Genomic DNA, 24,521 nt, shown 5'->3' with positions numbered 1-24,521 from the left:
TAAATGCCTTTCATAGTGCTAAGCGCAATACAGCGCATAAATTTCAAATAGCCGACTAGCATACTCTTGAAACCAGAAAATTTAAACTAGAATTCATCAATATTGTTGAATTATCAGTGTTTTAGAAGGTTTAACGAATTTTGAGGCCTTGAAGTTTTATTCGGATGTCGTCAGAAACTTGTCTATCAATGAACTCTTATCAATTAAATCTCAAAATATGCCACAATAGCGCCCATTCTAAACATGAACATTTAAGAAGAATTTATAAGGAACTTGACGTGTTATCGACCGCAAACATCACGATGCAATTTGGCGAAAAGCCGCTTTTTGAAGATATCTCAGTGAAATTTGGTGACGGAAATCGCTATGGTTTAATTGGTGCGAATGGCTGCGGTAAATCCACGTTGATGAAAATTTTGGGTGGAGACCTTGAGCAGACGAGCGGCACAGTCAGTTTAGATCCCGATGAAAAGTTAGGTAAATTGAAACAGGATCAGTTTGCTTATGAAGCGTTTACGGTGGTAGACACTGTGATTATGGGTGATCCTGAATTGTGGGAAGTGAAAAAAGAGCGTGATCGTATTTATGGCCTAGCGGAAATGTCTGAAGAGGATGGCATGAAGGTGGCCGATCTAGAGGTGCAATTTGCAGAAATGGATGGTTACACTGCGGAATCACGTGCCGGTGAATTGTTGTTGGGGGTTGGAATTCCGGTTGAGCAACACTTTGGACCGATGAGTGAAGTGGCTCCAGGTTGGAAGCTTCGTGTACTTTTAGCGCAAGCGCTATTTGCCGATCCAGATATTTTGTTGCTGGATGAGCCGACGAACAACTTGGATATCGATACGATTCGCTGGTTGGAAACGGTATTGAATGAACGTAAAAGCACGATGATTATTATTTCTCACGATCGTCACTTTCTGAACTCGGTCTGTACACATATGGCCGATTTGGATTATGGTGAGTTGCGTGTCTATCCAGGAAACTATGATGAATACATGGTGGCTGCAACGCAAGTTCGCGAGCGCCTCTTGTCTGAAAATGCTAAGAAACAAGCTCAAATCAATGAATTGAAAACGTTTGTTAGTCGTTTCTCGGCAAACGCCTCTAAAGCTAAGCAGGCGACGTCTCGCGCAAAACTGATCGATAAAATCGAATTGGAGGAAGTGAAACCTTCCAGCCGAGTCAATCCGTTTATTCGCTTTGAACAAGAGAAAAAGCTGTTCCGCTTGGCGTTAGAAATCGAAAACCTAGGCAAAACTTATTCGGACGAAGATGGTGAAAACGAAGTCATTAAAGATTTCAGCATGATGTTGGAGGCCGAAGAACGTCTAGCTGTCATTGGTGGAAACGGTGTTGGTAAAACGACTTTTTTGAAGTGCTTGGTCGGAGATACGGAGCTAACTTCAGGCGTGGTTAAGTGGTCTGAAAATACTAAAATTGGCTATTACGCTCAGGATCATGCTGCTGATTTCGAAGAAGATTTGAATTTGTTGGATTGGATGAGTCAATGGAAACAAGAAGGCGACGATGAGCAAGTGATACGCGGAGTTTTAGGTCGCATGCTGTTCTCGCAAAAAGAAATCGATAAATCGGTGAAGGTACTTTCTGGTGGTGAACAAGGGCGCATGTTATTTGGCAAGCTCATGCTACAAAAGCCAAATGTGTTGATTATGGATGAGCCGACCAACCACTTAGATATGGAATCCATTGAATCTTTGAATATCGCACTTGAAAATTTTCCAGGTACAGTTATTTTTGTGTCGCATGACCGTGAGTTTGTTTCCTCGATTGCAACGCGTCTATTGGTGATGACAGAAAATGGTATTGAAGACTATCGCGGTGATTATGAGTCATATTTAGAAAAAATGGCTGACTAAACACGACGAGTCATACAATCAGTTTATAGGTTTATGGTATGAGTAAAACCGAGCGAGAGGAAGTATCGGCAAGAACGATTTGGGTAGATGCCGATGCATGTCCGGTGGTGATTAAAGAGATTTTGTTTAAAGCTTCTCAAAGAACCAAAATACCGTTGGTGTTGGTTGCGAATCATTTTATGCGAGTGCCTGCGGTTGCGCAGATCCAGTTTCGTCAAGTTGAAGCTGGGTTTGATATTGCAGATAACTGGATTGTTCAACATTGCCAACTAGGGGATTTGGTGGTGACTGCCGACATTCCATTGGCGTTTGAAGTGATTGAAAAGGGTGCTTTAGCGCTTAACCCACGCGGTCAACTGTATACCGTAAGTAATATCAAGCAGCGGCTAAATATGCGGGATTTTATGGAAAAGCTTCGTTCAAGTGGTGTGCAAACCGGTGGGCCAGATGCTCTTAACCAAAAAGACCGACAAACCTTTGCCAATGAACTAGATCGCTGGTTAGGTAAAAATAGTCCCAAAGTATAGTCTCTCTTAATTTAAGCATGAAAAAATTTAGATTCTAGAAGGAAGTTGTATGGATATTTTAGATGCGGCAAAACAGCGTTATGCGACCAAAAAATTTGATGTGAATAAAGCGTTTTCCGATAAGCAAATTCAGCAAGTGAAAGACCTACTGCGTTTGAGTCCTTCGTCGATTAACTCGCAGCCTTGGCACTTTATTGTTGCCACTACTCAGCAAGGCAAACAACGCATTGCAAAATCGGCCCAAGCGCCATACAACGCAAATGAGCCGAAAATATTAGAGGCTGCGATGGTTGTCGTGTTTTGTGCAAAAACGGACATTTCAGATGAGTATTTACAGCACATCACAAACCAAGAAGCTGAAGATGGACGCTTTCCCAAAATAGAGGGTAAGGACGTTGCGATGAAAGTTCGCCGGTTTTATGCAGATTTGCATCGAAATGATGAGCTGGAACTGGTTAATTGGACACAAAAACAGGTGTATTTAAATGTCGGCAATTTATTGTTGGGGGCTGGCGCACTTGGTATAGATGCTGTGCCGATTGAAGGTGTAGATTTTGACGTTTTGAATCAAGAGTTTGGCTTGGCTGAGAAAAAGGTAACTGCTACGGTTGTTGTCGCATTAGGTTATCGTAGCGATGATGACTTTAATGCAAACCTACCAAAGTCACGTTTACCGGCCGGTGAGATTTTTACGGATATTTAATCCAAAAAGGCTTTGTGGCATTGGTTTTGCAATACCGATGGCATAACGATAGTTATTTTCTTACAAATAAAAAAGGAAAAGTTATGTCCATTGAGAATCTGAAACAGATTTATATTGAAAATTTATGTTTTATTATGCCGCTGAAAAAGTTACGAGAAACGCCTAATGTGTCGTTTTTTCAGATAGATGGTGTGGTGAATGATTTATCTGGAATTGATTTAGTTATTCATGGAGAAGATGGACGAAGCCCTACGATAGAAGGAGATGATACTTGGTATTGGTATATGCATACCGATCAAGAGGACAAGCTTGTGGTGCATGAAGGTGTGAGATTGGTGCAGTTGTATTCGAAAAAGCATGGTAAAGTCGAAAATTTTAAAGTGACACCTAATGCGATTTTTCATAATGATAAGAAAATCTTTGAAGGTTCTGCAATTTTAGGCTGGATGCCTCATGTTTTTCATCGCGTGCATTCTCCTCATGGCAGTGTGTCAACCAATTATGCGACGCGCGCTCAAACCTTCGATATGGATACTAACTTTAATATTTACACTTTAGATGTGCGAAACGGTAATCATGAAGTCGCTCGTATTGGCTCTGAAGATCAACCCAAACCTTAAATTAGAATCCTGCAATAAATCAAGACTTTGTTGGGCTAAGGAATTATTCGCATAAGCTATTTGGCGAGTTTATAATACTCAAATTTCATATAAAACAACTTTTCAAGATTCCATTGAGTTTGGAACAAAACACTAACGTTGGATGTCATTCTATGCCTGCAAAGATATTTTCAATTGCCAACCAAAAGGGTGGCTCTGGAAAAACAACCTTAAGTATGAACTTCGCTGCTGGTCTGAGCCAGAGAGGTCGAGTTTTGATTATAGATGCCGACCCTCAGGGTTCTGCTGCACAGTGGTCTAGTTTGTCATCGGATGACAAGCCGTTTCCGGTTTCGGTCATTGCTGTAGGTGGCAATTTAGCTCGAGAGGCTGAGCGTTTTGCTAAAGACTATGATTATATTGTCATTGACTGTCCTCCAACGCTTGAAACCAGTACTATGTCACTTGCTATGCAGGTATCTGATGTCATTCTTATTCCGGTTTTACCTTCGCCGGTCGATTTATGGGCTAGTATTCGATTGGCAGATTCGATCGAGCATGCCAAAATTCGTAATCGCAAGCTTAAGCCATATATTGTGATTAATCAGTTAGAACCAAGAAGCGCTCTGTCGAAAGCGATGAAAGAAGCGCTTGAAGAATTTGATATCCCAACCTTGTCGACCAGTGTTCGACGACGTGCTATTTATCGTAATGCTGCGGTTGAAGGTGCCAGTGTATACTGTATGGGTAAACGCGGCGAATCGGCTGTGGATGAAATTAATTGTATTATTGAGGAGGTGCTATGAGCACAACAACTGGATCTAAATTAGCCAATAGTATTCGTCGAGCAAAGGACGGAAACGACACAACTGAAACGACAGCGGAAAAAGCGCCTGCGGCGACTGAAGCTCCGCAGGCTCAAGCTCCAAAAGCGGCTGCTACGACAAAAACGACAGCAAAACCGGCTGCTAAGAAAACGACCACTCGCAAGGCACCTGCTCGTAAAGCACCTGCAAAGAAAGCTCCTGCAAAAACAACAGCAACAAAACCTGCGGCTAAAAAAGATGAAACAAACGAAGAAGCTCCAAGAGCATTTGTTTCACGCCGTGTTTGGCCTGACTAATTAGGAATTAACGAATTTAGTAAAATATCAAAAACCTGCCTAGTGCAGGTTTTTTTGTCTTTGTGTTTTATAGATTTGGAGTTTATATGGATTTTTCGTTAGTTTTGATCCTAGCAGTTTTTGTGATCGCGTTGTTTGCTTACTATTTCACACGTAATCGATAGTTTACCGGCCGGTATGCTTTGGGTTAAGAATGAATAAGGAGACAGCGATGTTAAGAATCACGAATTCAATTAAGAAATATTTATTGCTGGTTATGCTTGTTTTGCTGCCGACTTACTCACAAGCAAAACCTCAAGTTGAGCCTGTTCAAATAAAGGTTGAACAGTTGACGAACAATCTTGGTGTAATTTGGTCAATGGAGTTTGTGAGTCCAACTGAAATTCTATTTACAATCCGTTCTGGCAAGCTTGGGATCTACGATTTGTCGTCGAATTTGGTGCAATGGGTTGAAGGTTTGCCAGAAATTCACGCTCACAGTCAAGGTGGTTTATTGGATGTTGCCAAATCACCGGATTATGATCAGACTGGGTGGCTGTATTTTACTTACAGTAAAGAAGACTTTGATACCAGTAAAACGACTTTAGCACGAGCCAAGCTAGTCAATCATCAATTAAAAGAGTGGCAAGAGATTCTGGTCACCGATTCAGCGAGTCACCGAAATATTCATTACGGCAGTCGTATTGCATTTGATGATCAAGGTCACCTGTTCTTTTCTGTGGGAGATCGAGGTTTACGTGCGCCAGCTCAGAATAATGAAAATCATATTGGTAGCATTATTCGTTTGAATCTTGATGGCAGTGTTCCCGATGACAATCCTTTTGTGGGGCATTCTCGCTTTAAACCGGAAATCTGGAGTTATGGGCACCGTAATCCACAGGGGTTGGTATTTGATATGCAACGTAATGTGTTATGGGCAATAGAGCATGGACCAAGAGGTGGAGATGAGATTAACCGGATTGAAAAAGGGAAAAACTATGGTTGGCCGGTTGTTTCGCAAGGCCAAGAGTATGGATTTGATAAAGCCGTTGGCGTGAAGCAGAAGGCTGGTATGGTAAATCCTGAATATGTTTATATTCCCTCAATTGCCCCGAGTGATTTACTGGTTTATTCAGGTGATGAGTTTTCCATGTGGCAAGGCAGTTTATTAACGGGTGCTTTGGTATTACGGCATCTAAATCGTGTTAGCCTTAATCAACAAATGTTACCGGCCGGTGAATACCGTGCTTTAACGGATCTAAATGAACGGATTCGTTCTCTAGCTATTGATGACAAAGGACGAGTTTATGTAGGCACCGATTCCGGGAAAATTTTGCGCTTAACTCAAGCTGAGTATTCATTGAGAACACATGAAAAAGAAAAGAATTAGTTGGGAGTGAGTTCGGAATTAGAGTGTTTGATTTAAAAGAGGTTGCAAGTTCATCCATGATAACTCTCTCGGTTCATCCCTGAACCTCGAAGCTTTTAAATCTAACCTCTAATTCCTTGAAAGCTCTTGGTTGAGTTTAGCGAACCACTGCCAAGAGTTCCACATCAAAAATCAACGCAGAGTAAGGTGCGATTCGTCCAGAACCTTGAGCGCCGTAGGCTAATTCCTGCGGGATGTATAAACGCCATTTTGAACCTGCCGGCATTAATTGAAGTGCTTCTGTCCAACCTGCAATCACACGATTCACAGGGAATTCTGCCGGTTGTCCACGTTCAATAGAGCTATCAAATACTGAACCATCCACTAAAGTTCCATGATAGTGAACTTGAACTGTTGAGTCTTCAGCAGGTTTTTCGCCATTGCCTTCAGAGATAATTTCATATTGAAGACCTGAGTCCAAAACCACTACTTCATCACGATCTGCATTTTCAGCTAAAAACGCTTCACCGTCTGCTGCGGCAGCTTTTGCTTTTTCTGCTTCTTGGGCTTGCATGATTTCATTAATTTCTTGGAATGCTTTTTGGAACTGCTCATCTGCAATCGGGCTTGCTTTACCTTGCATTGCATCAAGCAAGCCTTGCGCGATTGCATCCGCATTGATTCCTGCAAACGGATCACTGCCTAATTGATCACCAAACTGACGGCCTAGACCATAGCTAACAATATCAGGAGTCGTTGTGTAGTTTTGAGACATATCAAAATCCTATTGTGTGGTTGAAAACTGGCGCGAAGTGTAACACAAACCTTTCAGGTCGTCAGAGGTGCCCTTGATTTTCACGACTTGCATTGCAAATCATTAAGTTAAGTGATTCTTAAATTAAAAAATTTTTATCTGAATTTAGCGCGTTTTTTCCCTAAAGGAGGGAAAACATGAATAATTAGATAGGTTTATAAATTAGATTAAATCTGCAACCTTTGTATTAGAAGTTAACCATAAAGGCAGCAAGGAAAAACGTAATGATGATAAAAATTCCTCGTTTAACTCAGAGCATCTTTCTAGATCAACTCATTTATATGCAGTTGGCAGGCGTTCTGATTGGTTTAGCTTTTCCTCCCTTTTTGGTTTGGTATGGTTTTCCTAAGCACGAAGTGTTTAATTGGCAGTTTTTTGTCGTGACTCAAATTGCAGGCCAGTTGGTTGGTTTAATCAGTTTTTTATTGATTTCTACGGTTGTGCGGCCACATCTGAAACTTCTTTCCAAAAAGATGCAGGAAATGACCAGTGGTCTTGAAGGTAAACATTTTGTGGACTACAAGGAAAAATGCCAGGTAGATGTTTGCCATTTAGATGTTGTCTCAAATGATGAAATAGGAATTAGTGCAAGCTCTTATAATCAGCTGTTGACGGCTTTAATTGAAGCGCATGAAACAGAAAAAGTGTTTAATCAGTTTACTCAAGTGATGACTGAGAATTTAGAAGTGGAGGCTTTGAGTGAAAAAACGGTTGAGCTGTTAATTAAATCGACAAACTTTAGTGCCGCTGCGATTTTGATTTCGAAAAGTGGTGAGTTAGAAGTGGTGGCTAATAAAGGCATTCTTGAACCTGAAAAACTAGGCAAACGTGCGGTATTAAAAGATGCCTTGGAAAAAGGTGAGTTTGTACACATCCACTTGCCTGAACATATTCAGTTAGATGGGGTTTTAACGCAATTTACTCCATCAGAAGTATTAGTGGCTCCGATTGAATTTAAAAGCGTACATCTGGGGTTGATTGTTGCGGCTAGTGGTAGTCTTAGTTCGCAAGAGCATTGCCGAATGATTTTGGATATTTTCAGTCGCAGTGTTGGACTGGCACTTAATAACGCTTTAACACATTCAAAGTTTCAGCGCCTTGCTGCCTACGACAGTTTGACTAATGTTTACAACCGTCGATTCGGTATGGCGCGTTTAAAAGAAGAGTTTTCGAAAGCCGAACGGGAAAGTTCTCCTATTAGTGTCATTATGGTGGATATCGATCATTTTAAACGTGTTAATGATACTTACGGTCATTTGACTGGTGATAGAGCCATTATCTTAATTGCAGGTATCTTAAAGAATATCTTACGAGAAGGTGACACTGTCGTTCGTTACGGTGGTGAAGAGTTTTTCATGATTTTAAACGGTGCGAATTGTGATAATGCGAACAGAATAGCTCATAGGATTCGCAACCAAGTTAAAGATACTGTCTTCAAAGAGGGCGAACAATTAATCCCTCTGACGGTAAGTTTAGGTTTGATTTGTTATCCTCAAGTGACTGTGAAGAGTGAAATTGAATTGCTAGATAAAGCCGATCAAGCACTGTATCACGCGAAACAAAATGGGCGCAATCGAGTGATTGAGTTTGGTAAAACGGGCGAAGAAAACATAAATTTTTGAACAATTTTTCTGAGGCTGTACGAAGGTTAAACCTTATTTTAATTCTAAGTTGAGAGTGAGTATTGGCATGACAGGTTTCGTTATTTTTTTAGTTGCAGTGGTGATAATTATTCTTTATGTCATCTCGATTTATAACCAATTGGTAAAACTTAAAAATCGATTTCAAAATGCATTTGCGCAAATCGATGTACAACTTAAACGACGCTATGACCTGATTCCAAATCTAATTGATGTCTCCAAACAGGCTATGAGTCATGAGCGTGAAACCTTGCAAGAAGTCATTGAAGCAAGAAATATGGCGCACTCTGCACTGCAAGAAGCGGCAAGTTCTCCCGGCGAACCAAAAATTATGCAACAGCTGCAAAAGGCTGAAGCTCGTTTACAAAATGCAATGAGTGGCTTTAATGTTGTTGTTGAGGCCTATCCGGATTTAAAAGCGAATCAAACATTAATGCAGCTCAACGAAGAATTGGCTTCTACTGAAAACCGCATTGCTTTTGCACGTCAAGCGTTTAACGATGCGGTGATGTTTTACAATACTTACCGTCAAAGCTTCCCTCCCATTTTGTTTGCCGCGCCTTTTGGTCACCCAATGGATGCAGCACTTCTTGAATTTGAAGACAAAGCCAAGATTCAACAAGCTCCTAAAGTGAGTTTTTAGTTTTCCTTGATTTGTTTTCGGTTTGTTTAAATGAATTTTTTCGAAGAGCAGGAAAAAGCAAAAAAATTAACACGATGGTTAGTTTTTTGGTACCTGGTGATTCTCACTGTTGTTTCTGTGCTGAGTACTTTTGTTTTAATGCTGCTTGTGCCGCTGTTTATACATGAACAGGCGAATGGTATGGTTTCCATTTATCATTTTGATAATTGGCCAGTCTTCATTGCCGTTTCGGGATTTGTATTTATAGGCGCTTTCGTTAGCTCTTATTTAAAAAGTCGAGAACTTTCCAGTGGTGGTTCAGCCGTCGCAGAAATTTTAGGCGGAACCTTGGTCTCAAGTAACACACAAAATCGATTCGAACGTCGTGCCTTGAATATTGTTCAAGAAATGGCGATAGCTGCAAATTTGCCGGCCCCTCCATTGTATTTGTTGAAAGAGGAAACGAATATCAATGCCTTTGCAGCCGGATTTGACTCTTCCGATGCAATTATCGCAATTACTCGAGGAACGTTGGAACGCCTAGACCGAGATCAGTTGCAAGGGGTGATTGCTCATGAATTCAGCCATATTTTAAATGGTGATATGCGTTTAAATCTTCGTTTGATAATGTTGCTTCAAGGGATTGAATTTGTAGGCGTTTTAGGACGTTTTTTTACCGCAACAAGAAGAACAAATAGAGTTCGACGTGGTTCCAAAAAAGGAGGTGGTCTGATTGTATTGGTTGGAATTTTGTTGCGGATGATCGGTTGGATTGCTGAATTTTTTGCCAAAATTTTGCAAGCGGCAATCAGTCGGCAGCGTGAATTTTTAGCTGATGCCAGTGCTGTGCAATTTACCCGAAATCCAGAAGGTATCGCCGGTGCTTTAAAGGTTCTCGCACATCCTGTGGTTCATCGGCAATCTGCTGAGCAAAGAGGATCTCATCTCAAATCTCAAAACTCTGAAATTTACGCTCATCTGTTTTTTGCTCAAGGTGTCTTGTCTAAATTAGATTGGTTTGCCACTCATCCTTCTCTGAAGGAGCGTATTTTAAAAATTGACCCTAAATGGGATGGAAGTACATTAAAAGGTTTTGATTTAAAAGAACCCCGAGTCAGTGATAAGACCGTTGAAGGTAAAACTATGCCGGCCGGTAAGGAATCTTTTAATCCCGTTTTAGGAGCAAATCCAGAATTTGCATGGGGACAATTGGGTTTGCTTGCTGGAGCGTTTGGCGCTCAGTGGCTTCAGTCCTTTCAAGTAAAGCGTTCTGCTACAGATACAGTATCGGAAACCAATTACCGGAAACTTATTCAAATTTTACAAGAACCGTTAGATTCAGTGGCACTTGTCGTCGTTTTAATTCTACAAAAACAGCAGCAGTCAACTGAGTTTGTTGCAAGGCTCCAAACCATTGATTGGCACGAAGCACAGTTTCCAGGCATTGAAAGTAACTTAATTAACATTGAAACTTTGTTAAGTAAATTACCTAAAGTCAATGCATTAAGTTTGATTGAGGTGACAATGCCTACCCTTAAACAACTCTCTGCTGAACAAAAAGCCCTATTTTTAGAAGTCTTGGAGCAGGTCGTTAGGTTAGATAAAGAAGTCAGTGTTTATGAAACAGCTTTAATAGAAATTTTAGAATTCCATCTAGTAGAAAAAAAACGTTCTGATGACTCGATTTTTAATACTTTTAAACCTGTAGATTTGGAGCTTCGTTTAGTTTTAGAGTTTATGATTGCCCAGTTTGTCGGGTCGGAACAACGTCAAGATTTTTACGATAAGGTTTGTCTACAGTTAGGCATTTCTCAGCAGACCTTTAGGCTTGATGAAACGGTTAATGATTTGATGATTCAGTCAGCATTAAAAAAAATTCGTCGGCTCAATGATCGTTTAAAAGATCAATTTATTTCTGCACTTGTTTCAATGGTTGAAGGTGATCAACAACTCGACAAGAATGAAGAGGAAGTGGTTTTGGCAATAGCAGTGAGTATTGAGGCCCATATACCAAGATTTCAGCTCCAGGTTGATTAAGTTTGAATGAGTTTTTTGTAAAGCTGATAGAAATCATTTAGTCGCCAGTTATTTCGTGAAGTTTTATCAAACTTGGACAAGTTCTTAAAAATTCAAAGATTGACTCAGGCATAATGATTTAATGGTTAGTAAACTATTGGAGTGTGTCACTATGAGGCTCTTTGCTTTATCTCTCGTCTTCTTATCTGTCATCGGTTGCTCGAAATCTCCAGAACCGGAAGTGAAGTCAAATTTATTGATTTATTGCGGCATTACCATGATTCCGCCTATGCAAGAACTTGCCAGAGAGTTTGAATTAGCCCACCCTGTCAATGTCACTTTAACCCAAGGTGGTTCTCAAGATCTTTATGACTCAATCAAGTTGAGCGGCGAAGGAGACTTGTATTTACCGGGTTCGCCACAATATCGTTCGGATAATCTTAAGGATGGTATTCTGCTTGATTATAAGTTCGTCGGATACAATCGTGTTGCCATGATGGTACAAAAAGGTAATCCCAAAAACTTAACGGCCGATTTAGAAGCATTTGTCTCTCCGGGGGTTAATACGGTGCTGGCCAACCCTCAGACAGGCAGTATCGGCAAAGCGAGCCAAAAAGTGCTTGAAATGTCAGGCCTTTATGAAAAAGCTTACGCTCATGCCGTGTATTTAACGACAGATTCGCGCCGTCTTGTTCAAGCTATGAAAAATAAAGAAGCGGACGCAACTCTAAACTGGTATGCCGTTGGAACATGGGATAAAAATCAAGATTTTATCGATACTCTGTTATTGCCTGAATCAATCTCTCAGCCAAGAGCGCTAGAAATTAGTTTACTTAAATATTCATCAAATCCAGAGCTGGCTAAAAAGTTTATCGAGTATGCGGCTAGCCCGCATGGTCAAGATGTTTTTAAGCGTTATGGCTTTTTGACTCAGGAAGAATACGATAAGTTAAAGCAATAATTTTACCGGCCGGTAACGTTTAAACTTTGGTTTAAAATTTAAGGTGTTAAAGATGTCTCATTCTCTTACAAAACATCGCAAGACATTGGATTATCCGTCGATTTCAAAACAACTACGACTGGTCTATATTGTTTTTGCTATGGGGTTTGGCTCTTTAGCACTGATTAATTATTTGAACTCGTATTACCAAGAAAATTTAGATAAACAACTTGAAAATGTCCAAGCAAAGCGAGTTTTAGGCAGTGAAGTCATCAATCATATTAGCCAGCTTGAACGTATTTATTATCGGATCACCACTCAAATTAATCCCTTGGCTAGAAAACTTTCACAAGATGAAGCATTTGAGCACGTCGCAAAAATTTATCAGCTATTAGATGTCTTTGAAAAGGGTGGCGACTTTCAGCAAACATTAATTCTAAATTTGCCAGAGCATGATAATGTCACCAAAACTTGGCATTATGAACCAATTCAAACTCAGACATTTGATGTGCTGAAAATCGGACTTTTACCAAAGCTTAAAACCGTTGAGGAAAAATTCCGTGAATTGGATCGTCAGATGGCAGTTGCAGACGATTTGTACCAACAAAAAAGTCCGATCTTAGCTGATCACATGTCTAAGGTTCAATCCATAATTAAAAATACCTTACCGTTATTCATTCGCTTGTTAGAAGAAACGAATCGTGTTCAATTTGAGCAACGTCAAAATCAACAAGCATTAACCGAACAAGTCCTAACGCAAAAACGTTATTTTGAATGGGGAAGTTATTCGGCGACCCTGTTTTTGTTTATTCTAACAATACTTGCGGTGCGCGTGATTAGTCGCCATATCACAGAAATGGCCGTTGATTTAAATGATAAGAAAAATCAGGCACTTGAGGCGACAAAAAGTAAAAGTGTATTTTTGGCCAATATGTCTCACGAAATCCGAACGCCGTTAAATGCTATTACCGGGTTCTTAGGCTTGCTGAAGCAAGAAGAGACTAATCCAGAAAAAATTAAATATCTGACAACGATAGAAGAGTCGAGTCATAGTCTTGTAGGGATTATTAACGATATTTTGGATTTCAGTAAAATTGAAAGTAATAAATTAGAAATCGATAAAATTGATTTTAATCCTCATACTGCGTTTAACTCAGTGGCAGATTTGTTTCGTGCACGTTGCCTTGAAAAGAAGCTTAAACTCAATGTGACTATTGCAAAAGACATTCCTGACTCTTTGCATTCTGATCCTCTAAGAATCAAGCAAGTATTAACGAATCTATTATCAAATGCGGTTAAATTTACACAATCACACCATTCTATTTATCTAGATATTGATTATGAGCACGAAAAAAAACAATTGGTTTTTTCCGTCAAAGATGAAGGGATTGGAATCACTCCTGAACAGAAAAAAAAGATATTTCAACCGTTTGCACAAGCTGAAAACGATACAACGCGGAAATTTGGTGGGACAGGTCTGGGGCTAACCATCTCCAGAATGTTGGTCGAATTGCTTGATGGAGAACTTTCTGTAGAGAGTGAACTAGGAGCCGGCAGTCAATTTAAATTTCGAATTCCTGCAAGTATTGGTAAAACTGTTTCTAAGCAGAAATCCATTGATTCTGTTCAAAAAAGTCAACAAAGACATGGGAAATTACTGTTGGTAGAAGATAATAAAACTAATCAGTTGTTAATGAGTGCCATTCTAAAAAAACAGGGAATTGACTTTGATTTAGCGGAAGATGGCTTGCAAGCGATTAAAGCTGTCAACAGACAAACCTATGATTTGGTATTAATGGATGAGAATATGCCAAATATGAGTGGTTCCGAGGCGACTCAAAAAATCCGAGAAATGGAGGCGCAAACTAAATCACGACGTTTACCGATTGTTGCATTAACGGCAAATGCTATGAAAGACGATAGAGAAAGGTTTTTAGCTGTTGGCATGGATGATTATTTGAATAAGCCGTTAAACCTATCGGAATTACATAGAATTTTAGACAGCTATCTTTAATTTTCCTTTCTTAAGCTCTAGCATTTGCTTGCACCAAAGTAATTGTTTTTAGAGCTTTAAAAATGACATGAAAACTTTCTTAAATTACTAACTGAATGAACTTGTTGTTAAATTTTAATAAGGTTGAAAACTTGCTTTATCCTTCGAAAATTTAGGAGGCAGTTATGCAGGAAAATATTCAACTTTATCAGCAGCATCATCAAGACATTGAAAAGTTTATGGTTGAAACCATTCTTATCAATGGTCAATACCTCCATCCTAAAATTGAAGATTTACGAGCGTTCTACAAAATTCTTCCAAGTTTAGAGCTAATCTACGTCACGGATGAAAATTATCAACAAGTTTCCGTGAATCAATTTCGTGATCGAACATTAAAAGAAGCGATTGGCAAAAATCGTCGTTATTTGGTCGAAAAAGTTCATGAGAAAGATTCCAATATTTCGATAAGTGATCCATATATTAGTTCTGCGACAGGGGAGGCTTGTATTACCTTGATCGCTCAGGTTGAAGGGCATTTTGTATTTTTTGATTTTAATTTAATTCGTCTATTGTCACGTTTTGGCTTTATTGAGCGGCATGAGTTATTTAATAAAACCACGAAAGGCTTTTATTTCCTTATAGGCGCTTCATTGATGTTTTTTGCTTTGATGTCGATTGGCTATGCGTTCTATGATTACACGGTTCACTTTTTTGGAGAGCAGGGCTATTCGATTGATAGCGTCTTTAAGCCTATTATCGCTTTAACATTAGGGTTGGCAATTTTTGATTTATCAAAAACTCTCATGGAAAGAGAAGTATTTTTTAAAGCCTATTCTGATAAAAAAGATGACGCAAAACTGCTTAGTAAATTTTTAACAGCGATTATTATTGCTTTATCGATTGAAGCATTAATGGTCGTGTTTAAAATTGCTTTAAGTGATACGACTCAACTTTTAAATGCTCTGTATTTGATTATTGGTGTGGCATTAATTATCGTGTCCTTATCGATTTATCATTATCTTGTTGTAAAAAGTAAAAGAGAGTAATTTGGAGAGAGGTGTGCGCAAGAGTTTTCCTTTTTTAATCGTGTTTATAGTTGGAATGATTTCAAGTGGTTGCACTTGGATTAAAGCGGCTCCTGAGTCTAATACTGTACGCTTAATGACGATTGGAGATATTCAGTCGTGTGAAAAACTTGGTGAAATTAAAACCAGTGTTTTGGATAAGGTCGGGTTTATTGAACGTGATAAAGAGACCGTGGTAGAGAATTTGGTGATGCTTGCTAAAAATGAAGCGGTTAAGCTCGGAGGAGATACCATTGTTCCGGCAAGTAATTTGAAAGACGGTGAAATGCGTTTTTGGCTCTATCAGTGTGCAGAACGATAAGATTTGATTTATCGATTGTTTTTGATAGGTGTTTAAAGAAATGGTTGCGTTTGATTTGTCATTAATGCCCGTTGAAGTTCAGTGTCCGTATTGCTGGGAAACGTTTGAAGTCGTGATTGATCCATCTGTTGATAAGCAAACTTACACTGAAGATTGTTTTGTGTGTTGTCAGCCGATTGAATTTCATGTTGTAACTTCAGAAGCTGGAGTTGTTTCAATTGATGTTGTTAGGGAAAACGATTAGATTTCTAGATAGACAACAGGGCAGGTGTTAAAACATCCTGCCGTGTTGATCTAATAGGGTTCAAACAAGTTTAAGGGTTGTTGCTTTGTATCCCTTCTAAGGTTTCCAGCGGAAATAGAAAATCAAACAACTGTCCTAACCCAAAAACAAATACAAAAATTAGAACGAACACTATCAAAATCGATCTCGCAGTTTTATTTTCAATAAACTTTTCTTTCCAATTTTCACTCTTCACTAACGGCCAAATAAAATACAAAAATATGATTAAGGCGAATATTTGAAGGCCTATTAATAAGTATTGAATACCGGCCGGTAAAGCTTCTTCTGTCAAAATTATTTCCTTTCAATTGTTCTGTTCTATCAGCTTGTGTTAGCTCTAGAAGCTGAATTACTTCGTTAAAATATTAACGAGAATTTGGTAATAAACCTGGGTTAATTTTTCTAAATCAGAAACGCTGACACATTCGTTGACCTTGTGGATGGTGGCATTAATAGGGCCAACCTCGATCGTTTGAGCCCCTGTGGTGGCAATAAAGCGTCCATCAGAAGTTCCGCCCCCTGTGGAGAGTTCAGGTTTGTAGCCTAAAACGGTTTCAGAGGCTTGCTCAACGGCATCAATTAACTCACCGTTTGCAGGTGTGATAAATGGTAGTCCGGATAAATTCCATTCAAGTTCGTAATCCAATTCATGATGGTCAAGAATGGCATGTACACTTTCTTGAAGACTTTCTGGTGTGTGTTCAGTGGAAAAGCGGAAATTAAATAAAACTTCAAGCGCACCTGGAATAACATTAGTTGCTCCTGTGCCACCATTGATATTTGAGATTTGAAACGAAGTCGGTGGGAAATATTCATTACCGTGATCCCAAGTGACATTTGTCAATTGTTCCAAGGCAGGTGCAAAAGAATGTATGGGGTTTTCTGCTAAATCAGGGTAGGCAATATGTCCTTGAATTCCTTTGATGGTTAATTTTCCTGAAAGTGAGCCTCGGCGCCCATTTTTAATGGAATCAAGTAATTTGTTTGAACTCGAAGGTTCACCGACAATGCAGTATTCGAATTTTTCGTTTCGAGATTCAAGTGTTTCAATGACTTTCACGGTTCCATTGATTGCAGGACCTTCTTCATCACTGGTAATTAGAAAGCCGATTGAGCCTTGGTGCTTTGGATAATCGGTTACAAACTGTTTGGCAGCGACCATAAAGCATGCAATTGAGCTTTTCATGTCGGCTGCACCACGCGAGTAGAGCATGTCACCATCAATATGGGCAGAAAAAGGTGGATATTCCCAAGACTCAACAGGACCCGTAGGAACAACATCCGTGTGACCTGCAAAAACTAAAACAGGAGACTCAGTTCCTTTTCGAGACCATAGGTTGGTAACTTCTTCAAATGGCATCGATTCGCTCTTGAAACCGAGAGGTTCCAAGTAGTCGGTAATTAATGATTGGCAACCTTTATCTTCAGGCGTTACAGAATCGATTTGCAAAAGTTTTCGCGCTAAATCAATGGTTTCACTCATAATGTCGTTCCTAGTATGTGTTGGGTGTTAATCTGTCTGCTCATTCTTTTTCAAGCAGTGCTTGATAGTCAGCTTCTTTAAACCCGACAAGAATATGTTGTTGGTGAATGAGTACCGGACGTTTTATTAAGGTTGGATTTTCGACCAAAATAGCTAAGTTTTGATTTTCAATCAATTGGTGTTTTTGCTCATCCGTGAGTTGGCGCCATGTGGTGCTACGCTTATTGATAAGTGTTTCCAATGAAACGGACTTTAACCATTGTTCCAACGTAACCGTATCGATACCACTTTTTTTGTAGTCATGAAATGCATAGTCAATTGAATTGGCATCAAGATACTTTTTGGCTTTTTTTATCGTGTCACAATTGGAGATTCCGTACATTTTCATTGTTGCTCCTTTTGGAAATCATTCGCTATACGAGCTGGAATTATAAAACGATATAAAATCAATATAAAAAGATATAGCGTTCTTAATCCGAATAATCGCCTAAATTAGGTAAATGAGACGCAACGCCTAAACAAGTTTAAATCAAAATCATGAAACTCTGTAATGGATCTTGGTTGTTTTTCTGAGCATATTAGACCAGTCCTTCCCTAGGCAATTTCCTAGCAAGAAGGTATACTTTGCACGTTATTTTTTATTGGTAAAAAATTAAGAGAAAAGTTATGACAATTAAGCGAATTGGGCATCGTTATACAGATGCAAAAACCGGAGCAACCCTTGATGTTTGGTTTCCACGTTCAAATAAAGAAATTGCGCGAAACTGCTTAGCGTTAAAAGCAGGTTTGATTAAAAGTGATTTTGTAACGGTTGAAATCGAATCTGTAGATGATGCTCCCAAATCTGCGGAAGATGCATATTTACGTTTGCACCTTTTGTCTGAATGCGCTTATAAACCCCATAGTATTAACTTAGATGGTGTGTTTGGTCTATTAAGTAATGTGGCATGGACAAGTGCTGGTCCTGTATTGCCAGCAGAAGTTGAAAACCTACGTGCAGCGATTGCGGAAGAAGAAATTAATTTAACGATTACTTCAATCGATAAATTCCCTCGAATGGTCGACTATGTGATTCCAGAAGGTGTTCGTATTGGTGATGCGGATCGTGTTCGTCTAGGGGCTCACCTTGCGCCTGGAACAACAGTGATGCATGAAGGCTTTGTAAACTTTAACGCTGGAACTTTAGGCAATTCAATGGTTGAAGGTCGTATTTCTGCCGGTGTGGTCGTTGGAGACCATTCTGATATTGGTGGTGGTGCATCTATTATGGGCACGCTTTCTGGTGGTGGTAAAACAGTTATTTCAATGGGTGAGCGTAACCTTCTTGGTGCGAATGCAGGACTTGGGATATCTTTGGGCGATGACTGTATTATTGAATCTGGTCTATACATTACTGCTGGGACTAAAGTTGAAATGCCGGATGGTTCAGTGGTTTCTGCACGTGACTTATCGGGACAGTCAAAATTGCTATTCCGCCGCCATTCTCAAACCGGTAAGGTACAAGCTATTATGACTGATGGGACGCTTTGGGGTGGATTAAACAGTGAACTTCATAAAAACTAGTTGCAAAAGGTTTAACGTTTTGTAATTTGTTTGAGAGCCCAGTTTAAACTGGGCTTTTTTGTGTTTATAAGTTTTGGAGAAAGTAATGAATGATGCCGTTGTAAAAGGGGTGGATCATGTCAGCCTCTTAGTGAAAAGCACCGAGCAATCTGTAGAGTTTTATCAGTCAATTCTGGGGTTGGAACTCTTAGAGCGTCCAAGTTTAGGTTTTCCAGGCGCTTGGTTGAGTTTGGGAGAAAATCAAACGTTGCATTTACTTGAGTTGCCAAATCCATATGGGTCTATAAAGCGTCCTGAGCATGGTGGCCGCGATCAGCATTTTGCTTTAAGTGTATCGGGTATTGCTGTTTTCAAGCAGCGGTTGGATTGCAAGGGTATTGTTTATACCGAAAGTCGTTCAGGTCGAAAAGCTTTGTTTTTCAAAGATTTGGATAGCAATGTAATCGAGTTATTTGAGATATAAAATTGAAATTTACCGGCCGGTGAAGAGTTTCCGGACGGTAAGTTCTGGTGAGTCAAAAAATTAATTATCTTCTACTTCTTCCAGAGTGAATAGCTCAGTCATGTCGCACTCTGTTCCTTGAGTGCCGCCATTTGGGTACTTGTCCAGAAAATCTTGAATATGCTCATGAAGGCTTTTCGTTTCTTGTGAGTCTGGGTGTTTTAACGGAATGTTGCCACCGTAAAAATCTTCTTCCAGTTTTTGTACAAGTCCTTGCAAACTCCATTCCTGGATACCAAAGTGATGACAGACTAAAAACCACTTGGCATCAACATCTCCCATCTCAAGTTCAAAAAAGGCCTCTTCGCCAGATTTGGTTTCACCTTTTTCCATTTTTAAACGAGGGGGTGTTTCCTCTAGACCGATTCGGTCAATAATGTAGTTCCAATTTTTACGCCAAGCCTCTGGTTCGCTTTCATCAAATTGAAATAAGGTGGATTGGTGTAACTTGGCAAAGTTTTGCGCATTATTAAGTTTGATGGTCTCTGGAATCATCGCGTCTAAACCTTGAGAGGACATAAAGTTTCCTTTGTTTTTCTAAAATTTAATCGAGTAAATCAATAATGGCGTTTTCAAGCATTCTTTGGACTTCTTTATCTTCAATGGCCAAGTCTTGTGTGTCGCTGATAATGAAGACATCTTCGGCTTTTTCACCAACCGTATGAATTTTTGCATCATGTAGGCGAATATTACACTGTTTAAGTGCTAAACCTATGCGCGCTAATAATCCCGGCCGGTCTTGGGTAGAGATATAAAGTTCTGTTTTGTGTTTGTTAATTTTGTGAAAACTAATTTGCGTAGGTGTCTCAAAACAGCGAATACGCCGACTTAAGTAGCTTGGATAGGCGTTAGCCGGTGATTCAGGCAGAGGCTTGATTAAGTCCTCGAGAATCCGTGATTCAATGGTATCACAGGAGTCTTGATTAATAATTTCATGGGTGTCTCGATCAAGAAAGTACATTAACACCAGTGTTTTATCGTCCGTGGTACTAAAAATTCGAGCCTCCATGATATCGAATTTCTGACGATCAAGACTGTGTGCAATATTGGCAAATAGAAAATCGCGGTCATTCATATAGATGACTAATTCAGATGCGCCGCGAGAAGATTTTGGAGAAACTTGTACCCAGTTGTCTGAGCCCATTTGGTGTTGATATAAAATTTTTGTTAAACGAGCGACATCAGCATGCGTTTGACGACTAAAAAATTCACTTTCCGTCAGGCTTTCCCAAAAAGTTTTGTATTGTGATGGTTTGAGCTCCATTTTACTTAAGGTTGCCTTGGCAACTTCTTGAGTTTTTAAGGCTTTTTTAGCCTTACTTTTTGGAGCATCTTCATTCAGTTGCAACATATTAGACGTTTCATTGTAGAGCTCTAGGAACAAGGAGTTCTTCCAATCATTCCAAACATCATCGGATGTTGCGCAAACATCGGCCACTGTAAGCAAATACAAATGGTCTAAACGGGCTTGCGTATCAACTAGTTCTGCAAATTCTTTAATGATTTTTGGGTCGCTTAAATCTTTACGCTGTGCAACATGCGAAAAATCCAAATGATGACGAACTAACCATTCAATGAGATTGGCATCTTTTTGAGGCAAATTGTGTTGTTCGCAAAATTGACGAGTGTCTTCTGCGCCAAGGATTTCATGAGCGCCATTCCGACCTTTTGCAATGTCATGAAATAGGGCGGCTATGAATAAGATTTCTGGTTTACAAATTGTTTGGGCAATTTGATGGGCAGTCGGAAATTCATAAGCGAAGTGGTCTACAAAAAAACGTCTTAAGTTACGAATGACTAAAATCGTGTGATCATCGACTGTATAAGCATGAAAGATATTAAATTGCATTAACCCTGAAATTTTTTGGAAAACTGGCAAATAAGCGCCAAGAATTCCATAGCTATGCATTCTCTTTACTGCGGCATTGATGCCGGCCGGTTGGCGAAATATTTCTAAAAATAGTGCTTTGTTAATTGGATCATTTCGAAAACTGTCATTAATTAGATGCAAATGATTTCGTAAGGAACGAATGGCATTTGAACGCAATCCTTTGGCTTCCTTTAATGCTTGCAGTACGATAAAGACTTCTAAAAGCGCGGTTGGGTTTTGCGCAAAGACATTTGGGTGTCGAATATCAAGGTATCCATTGATTAAACAAAATCGTGGGTTAATGTTTTGGATGCTTTTTTTATCTGATTCGAATAGGCGCTCATGAAAATGCTGCATTAGGATTTCATTGAGTTTGACCACGGTCTGAACATTGCGGTAATAACCTGACATAAATTGCTCAACGGCCATTTTTTCAGGGTTATCGTGATAACCGAAGGTTTCGGCAATCAAACGTTGGTTGTCAAAAAGCAGTCGGTCTTCGCGTCGTTTTTTCATGTGATGTAAAGCAAAACGCACTCGATTAAGATACTTATTCGCGGCTTCGATTTGAACGAATTCTTCAGGTGTTAGAAATTTTTTCTGTACGAGTTCGTGGATTGATTGCACCCTAAAGTAACGTTTTGCAATCCAGTAAATGGTGTGTAAATCGCGCAATCCACCTGGGCTTTCTTTTAGGTTTGGCTCTAATTGATAGACGGTTTCATTGAATCTTTTATGTCGTTGTTCTTGTTCGTTTTTCTTGGCTTTGAAAAAGGTTTTTGTTGGCCAGAAATCTGGTTTTGACCAAAGTTGTTGTAACTGTTCGAAAGGTTCGTAGCTTCCAGTAATCCAACGAGCTTCTAACAAGTTGGTCGCTGTAGTGACATCGTCCAAGCCTTCTTGGAAACAGTCTTCTAGGCTTCGAATCGAGTGGCCAACTTCAAAGCCGATATCCCATAAAAAAGTGATAAAGGTTGAGAAGGCTTCTTGGTGTTGCATGGGGTCATCGGCAATAATCAGAAGGTCAACATCCGAATAGGGATGGAGTTCTCCACGTCCATAGCCTCCCACAGCAATCAGGCTGGTATTCGGGTCCTCAATGAATGTTTGCCAGAGTTTTTTTAGGATTTGATCAACAAAATTAGCACGCTCTTTAATGAGCTCTGCTACATGTGAGCCATTTTCAAATTGAGAAAATTGGTAGTGTGTAAAGTGCTGAACGACTTCACGACCGGATTTTGTTTTTTCAAATACTTTCAGGTTTGAGTCTTGAAGCGCACTGATAAAATGTGGCAAAGAAGGGTCGTTCACTGAAATAGTGTTTGTCATGATACATCCGTTCGTTGAGTTCGAGTTGTCTTGAGATTTGAGAGCGCCTTGAACCGCTTGATTTCCTTTGAGTTCAAGCGGTTGGTGGTTTAATTGAATTTTACGGCAAGAAAGGCTTTTCGTCTTTTCGGAGAGTAAAAATTTCATAGCCATCTTTAGTCACGACTAAAGTATGTTCCCATTGAGCAGTCAGTTTGCGATCTTTTGTTACGACTGTCCAGTTATCTGGCAAGAGTTTAATGTCTGCTTTACCCATATTAATCATTGGTTCGATGGTAAATACCATACCTTCTTTTAGGACAATATCCTTAAGCTCTTCTGCAGCGTAATGCAGTACTTGCGGTTCTTCATGAAATTCTGCGCCAATTCCATGACCACAATACTCTTTTACAACCGTGTAATTATTGGCCTCAGCATGGTTTTGAATCGCAAGTGCAACATCGTAAAGCGTCGCGTCGGGCTTGACTTGTTCAATTCCTAACCATAGACATTCTCTGGCGACTTTATTAAGTCTAGCGGCATAGGGTTTAACATCACCGACTTCAAACATTCGGCTTGTGTCGCCATGATAGCCATCTTTGATAACTGTGACATCAATGTTAACGATATCTCCTTTTTTGAGTTTTTTTGGGCCGGGGATACCGTGGCAAACAACTTGGTTAATGGAAATGCAGCTTGAAGCGGGGAAGCCGTGATAGCCTAATGTGGCAGGAATGCCATCCTGAACCTCAGTAATATGCTTGTGGATTCTTTCATTAAGCTCACCGGTTGTAACGCCTGGAACAACAAAAGGTTCAATCATATCCAGAACCTCTGCGGCAAGTTGTCCTGCAATGCGAAGTTTCTCGATTTCTTCAGCAGTCTTGATTTTTATACTCATAGTTTGGCTTTTCTTAGATTTAAATTGTGAATTATTGCGGAGTGTGGTATAAATCACGCGCCTGAAATTTGCAGGCAATTTTAACAGAAAATTAACTTTAAAATCCGCACGTTTACTGTGACATAGAGCGGGGTGCTTTGAGGCTGGAATTAATAGATACCGGCCGGTAAAGTTCGCTTTATCTGGGTAAACGGAGGCTTAACCCCAATTAGGAGAAACTATCATGGCAAAAGTTACCATGCGTCAAATGTTGGAAGCTGGTGTTCACTTCGGTCACCAAACTCGTTACTGGAACCCAAAAATGAAAGAATTCATCTTTGGTGCTCGTAATAATATTCATATCGTTAACTTGGAAAAAACGCTTCCAATGTTCAATGATGCTTTGAATTTTATGGGTGGTGTTGCTGCGAACAAAGGTCGCGTACTTTTTGTTGGTACTAAGAAAGCAGCTCGTGAACTAGTTGCACAAGAAGCTCAACGTTGTGGTATGCCATATGTTGATTACCGCTGGTTAGGTGGTATGTTGACAAACTTCAAAACCATCAAGCAATCAATCAAGCGTCTAAAAGAACTTGAAGCGATGGAGCAAGATGGAACTTTTGAAAAAATCACTAAGAAAGAAGCGCTGATGATGACTCGTCAAAAGCAAAAGCTTGAACTTTCTTTGGGTGGTATCAAAGATATGCGTGCTATGCCAGATGCGATTTTTGTAATCGACACAGGTAACGAAAAAATCGCACTACAAGAAGCGAAAACTTTAGGTATTCCTGTTGTTGGTGTTGTTGATACAAACAACGATCCGCGTGGTGTTGATTATGTTATCCCTGGTAACGATGATGCAATCCGTGCAATCTCTCTATACCTATCTGCCGCTGCAGATGCAATCAATGAAGGTAAAGCTACCATCACGACTGCAGTTGAAGGTGATGATTTCGTAGAAGAAGCTGCTGAATAATCATTTTTACCGGCCGGTAATGTTTTATCGGTCGGTATCCTGTTTTAATCTCAAACCCTAAGTTA

Annotated in this window: 24 protein-coding genes; 18 read left to right on the top strand and 6 right to left on the bottom strand. The window is 39.8% G+C overall.

Annotation, left to right across the window (positions count from 1 at the left end; translation table 11 throughout):
* Positions 1–278 precede the first annotated feature (278 nt).
* The 7 genes from D9T12_RS06770 to D9T12_RS06740 all read left to right on the top strand — a co-directional run bounded on the left by D9T12_RS06770 (position 279) and on the right by D9T12_RS06740 (position 6,201).
* Positions 279–1,880, top strand: a complete 1,602-nt coding sequence (locus D9T12_RS06770; protein ID WP_130537459.1) for an ABC-F family ATPase — start codon at positions 279–281, stop codon at positions 1,878–1,880.
* A gap of 38 nt (positions 1,881–1,918) precedes the next feature.
* Positions 1,919–2,407: a YaiI/YqxD family protein gene (locus tag D9T12_RS06765; RefSeq protein WP_130537458.1), complete on the top strand. Its 489-nt coding sequence runs from the start codon at positions 1,919–1,921 to the stop codon at positions 2,405–2,407.
* A 49-nt stretch (positions 2,408–2,456) separates the two neighbouring features.
* Entirely contained in the window at positions 2,457–3,110 is a 654-nt protein-coding gene (gene nfsB, locus D9T12_RS06760; RefSeq protein WP_130537457.1) for an oxygen-insensitive NAD(P)H nitroreductase, read from the top strand.
* Between the two features lie 83 nt (positions 3,111–3,193).
* Positions 3,194–3,730, top strand: a complete 537-nt coding sequence (locus D9T12_RS06755; RefSeq protein WP_130537456.1) for a hypothetical protein — start codon at positions 3,194–3,196, stop codon at positions 3,728–3,730.
* 152 nt (positions 3,731–3,882) lie between these two features.
* Entirely contained in the window at positions 3,883–4,515 is a 633-nt protein-coding gene (gene parA, locus D9T12_RS06750; RefSeq protein ID WP_130537455.1) for a ParA family partition ATPase, read from the top strand.
* Positions 4,512–4,832 (top strand): hypothetical protein, encoded by a 321-nt coding sequence (locus tag D9T12_RS06745; RefSeq protein WP_130537454.1) that lies wholly within the window; start codon positions 4,512–4,514, stop codon positions 4,830–4,832. The genes parA and D9T12_RS06745 overlap by 4 nt, the downstream gene beginning before the upstream one ends.
* Positions 4,833–5,043: 211 nt before the next feature.
* Positions 5,044–6,201 carry a PQQ-dependent sugar dehydrogenase gene (locus tag D9T12_RS06740; protein ID WP_130537453.1) on the top strand — a complete coding sequence of 386 codons (1,158 nt, stop codon included), beginning with the start codon at positions 5,044–5,046 and terminating at the stop codon, positions 6,199–6,201.
* A 136-nt stretch (positions 6,202–6,337) separates the two neighbouring features.
* Here D9T12_RS06740 and D9T12_RS06735 read toward each other — a convergent pair whose 3' ends face one another.
* Positions 6,338–6,955, bottom strand: a complete 618-nt coding sequence (locus D9T12_RS06735) for a BamJ family beta-barrel-assembly machinery protein (protein ID WP_130537452.1) — start codon at positions 6,953–6,955, stop codon at positions 6,338–6,340.
* Between the two features lie 263 nt (positions 6,956–7,218).
* Here D9T12_RS06735 and D9T12_RS06730 point away from each other — a divergent pair, with 263 nt between their 5' ends.
* The 8 genes from D9T12_RS06730 (at position 7,219) to D9T12_RS06695 (ending at position 15,835) form a co-directional block, all read left to right on the top strand.
* The gene (locus tag D9T12_RS06730) at positions 7,219–8,616 is read left to right on the top strand and encodes a sensor domain-containing diguanylate cyclase (protein WP_240693141.1); all 1,398 of its coding nucleotides are present in this window, start codon (positions 7,219–7,221) and stop codon (positions 8,614–8,616) included.
* A gap of 67 nt (positions 8,617–8,683) precedes the next feature.
* Positions 8,684–9,277, top strand: coding sequence for a LemA family protein (locus D9T12_RS06725; RefSeq protein ID WP_130537451.1), 594 nt, complete (start codon positions 8,684–8,686; stop codon positions 9,275–9,277).
* A 30-nt stretch (positions 9,278–9,307) separates the two neighbouring features.
* Positions 9,308–11,293, top strand: a complete 1,986-nt coding sequence (locus D9T12_RS06720) for a M48 family metallopeptidase (protein WP_130537450.1) — start codon at positions 9,308–9,310, stop codon at positions 11,291–11,293.
* A 151-nt stretch (positions 11,294–11,444) separates the two neighbouring features.
* Positions 11,445–12,233, top strand: coding sequence for a molybdate ABC transporter substrate-binding protein (modA, locus tag D9T12_RS06715; protein WP_165395053.1), 789 nt, complete (start codon positions 11,445–11,447; stop codon positions 12,231–12,233).
* Between the two features lie 52 nt (positions 12,234–12,285).
* Positions 12,286–14,226, top strand: a complete 1,941-nt coding sequence (locus D9T12_RS06710; protein ID WP_130537448.1) for an ATP-binding protein — start codon at positions 12,286–12,288, stop codon at positions 14,224–14,226.
* A gap of 164 nt (positions 14,227–14,390) precedes the next feature.
* On the top strand, positions 14,391–15,251 hold the full coding sequence (locus D9T12_RS06705; protein ID WP_130537447.1) for a hypothetical protein: 861 nt from the start codon (positions 14,391–14,393) through the stop codon (positions 15,249–15,251).
* 13 nt (positions 15,252–15,264) lie between these two features.
* A complete protein-coding gene (locus D9T12_RS06700) occupies positions 15,265–15,591 on the top strand; it encodes a DUF4156 domain-containing protein (protein WP_130537446.1) in 327 nt (108 codons plus the stop codon).
* 40 nt (positions 15,592–15,631) lie between these two features.
* The gene (locus D9T12_RS06695; protein WP_130537445.1) at positions 15,632–15,835 is read left to right on the top strand and encodes a CPXCG motif-containing cysteine-rich protein; all 204 of its coding nucleotides are present in this window, start codon (positions 15,632–15,634) and stop codon (positions 15,833–15,835) included.
* A 388-nt stretch (positions 15,836–16,223) separates the two neighbouring features.
* Here D9T12_RS06695 and dapE read toward each other — a convergent pair whose 3' ends face one another.
* Together dapE and D9T12_RS06680 are read right to left on the bottom strand one after the other, a co-directional pair.
* Entirely contained in the window at positions 16,224–17,357 is a 1,134-nt protein-coding gene (dapE, locus tag D9T12_RS06685; RefSeq protein WP_130537444.1) for a succinyl-diaminopimelate desuccinylase, read from the bottom strand.
* Positions 17,358–17,397: 40 nt separating this feature from the next.
* The gene (locus D9T12_RS06680; protein ID WP_130537443.1) at positions 17,398–17,745 is read right to left on the bottom strand and encodes an ArsC family reductase; all 348 of its coding nucleotides are present in this window, start codon (positions 17,743–17,745) and stop codon (positions 17,398–17,400) included.
* A 278-nt stretch (positions 17,746–18,023) separates the two neighbouring features.
* Between D9T12_RS06680 and D9T12_RS06675 the strand changes: the two genes are divergently transcribed.
* Both D9T12_RS06675 and D9T12_RS06670 read left to right on the top strand, forming a co-directional pair.
* Positions 18,024–18,920: a DapH/DapD/GlmU-related protein gene (locus D9T12_RS06675; protein WP_130537442.1), complete on the top strand. Its 897-nt coding sequence runs from the start codon at positions 18,024–18,026 to the stop codon at positions 18,918–18,920.
* Positions 18,921–19,005: 85 nt separating this feature from the next.
* Positions 19,006–19,383 carry a VOC family protein gene (locus tag D9T12_RS06670; protein ID WP_130537441.1) on the top strand — a complete coding sequence of 126 codons (378 nt, stop codon included), beginning with the start codon at positions 19,006–19,008 and terminating at the stop codon, positions 19,381–19,383.
* A 60-nt stretch (positions 19,384–19,443) separates the two neighbouring features.
* On the opposite strand, the gene D9T12_RS06665 is transcribed toward D9T12_RS06670, so the two are convergent.
* From D9T12_RS06665 to map, 3 genes are read right to left on the bottom strand one after another with little or no spacing between them, the layout of a single operon-like run.
* Positions 19,444–19,941, bottom strand: coding sequence for a hypothetical protein (locus D9T12_RS06665; RefSeq protein ID WP_130537440.1), 498 nt, complete (start codon positions 19,939–19,941; stop codon positions 19,444–19,446).
* A 25-nt stretch (positions 19,942–19,966) separates the two neighbouring features.
* Positions 19,967–22,768, bottom strand: a complete 2,802-nt coding sequence (gene glnD, locus D9T12_RS06660; RefSeq protein WP_240693140.1) for a [protein-PII] uridylyltransferase — start codon at positions 22,766–22,768, stop codon at positions 19,967–19,969.
* Entirely contained in the window at positions 22,722–23,501 is a 780-nt protein-coding gene (gene map, locus D9T12_RS06655) for a type I methionyl aminopeptidase (protein ID WP_130537439.1), read from the bottom strand. Before map ends, glnD begins: the two co-directional genes overlap by 47 nt.
* Positions 23,502–23,724: 223 nt before the next feature.
* On the opposite strand from map, the gene rpsB reads away from it, so the two are divergent.
* Positions 23,725–24,456, top strand: coding sequence for a 30S ribosomal protein S2 (gene rpsB, locus D9T12_RS06650; RefSeq protein WP_130537438.1), 732 nt, complete (start codon positions 23,725–23,727; stop codon positions 24,454–24,456).
* Positions 24,457–24,521: the final 65 nt, after the last annotated feature.

Origin of the sequence: Thiomicrorhabdus indica (assembly GCF_004293625.1) — a bacterium.
In the GTDB taxonomy this organism is placed as follows: domain Bacteria; phylum Pseudomonadota; class Gammaproteobacteria; order Thiomicrospirales; family Thiomicrospiraceae; genus Thiomicrorhabdus; species Thiomicrorhabdus indica.
This window is presented reverse-complemented; position numbering and strand designations above follow the sequence as displayed.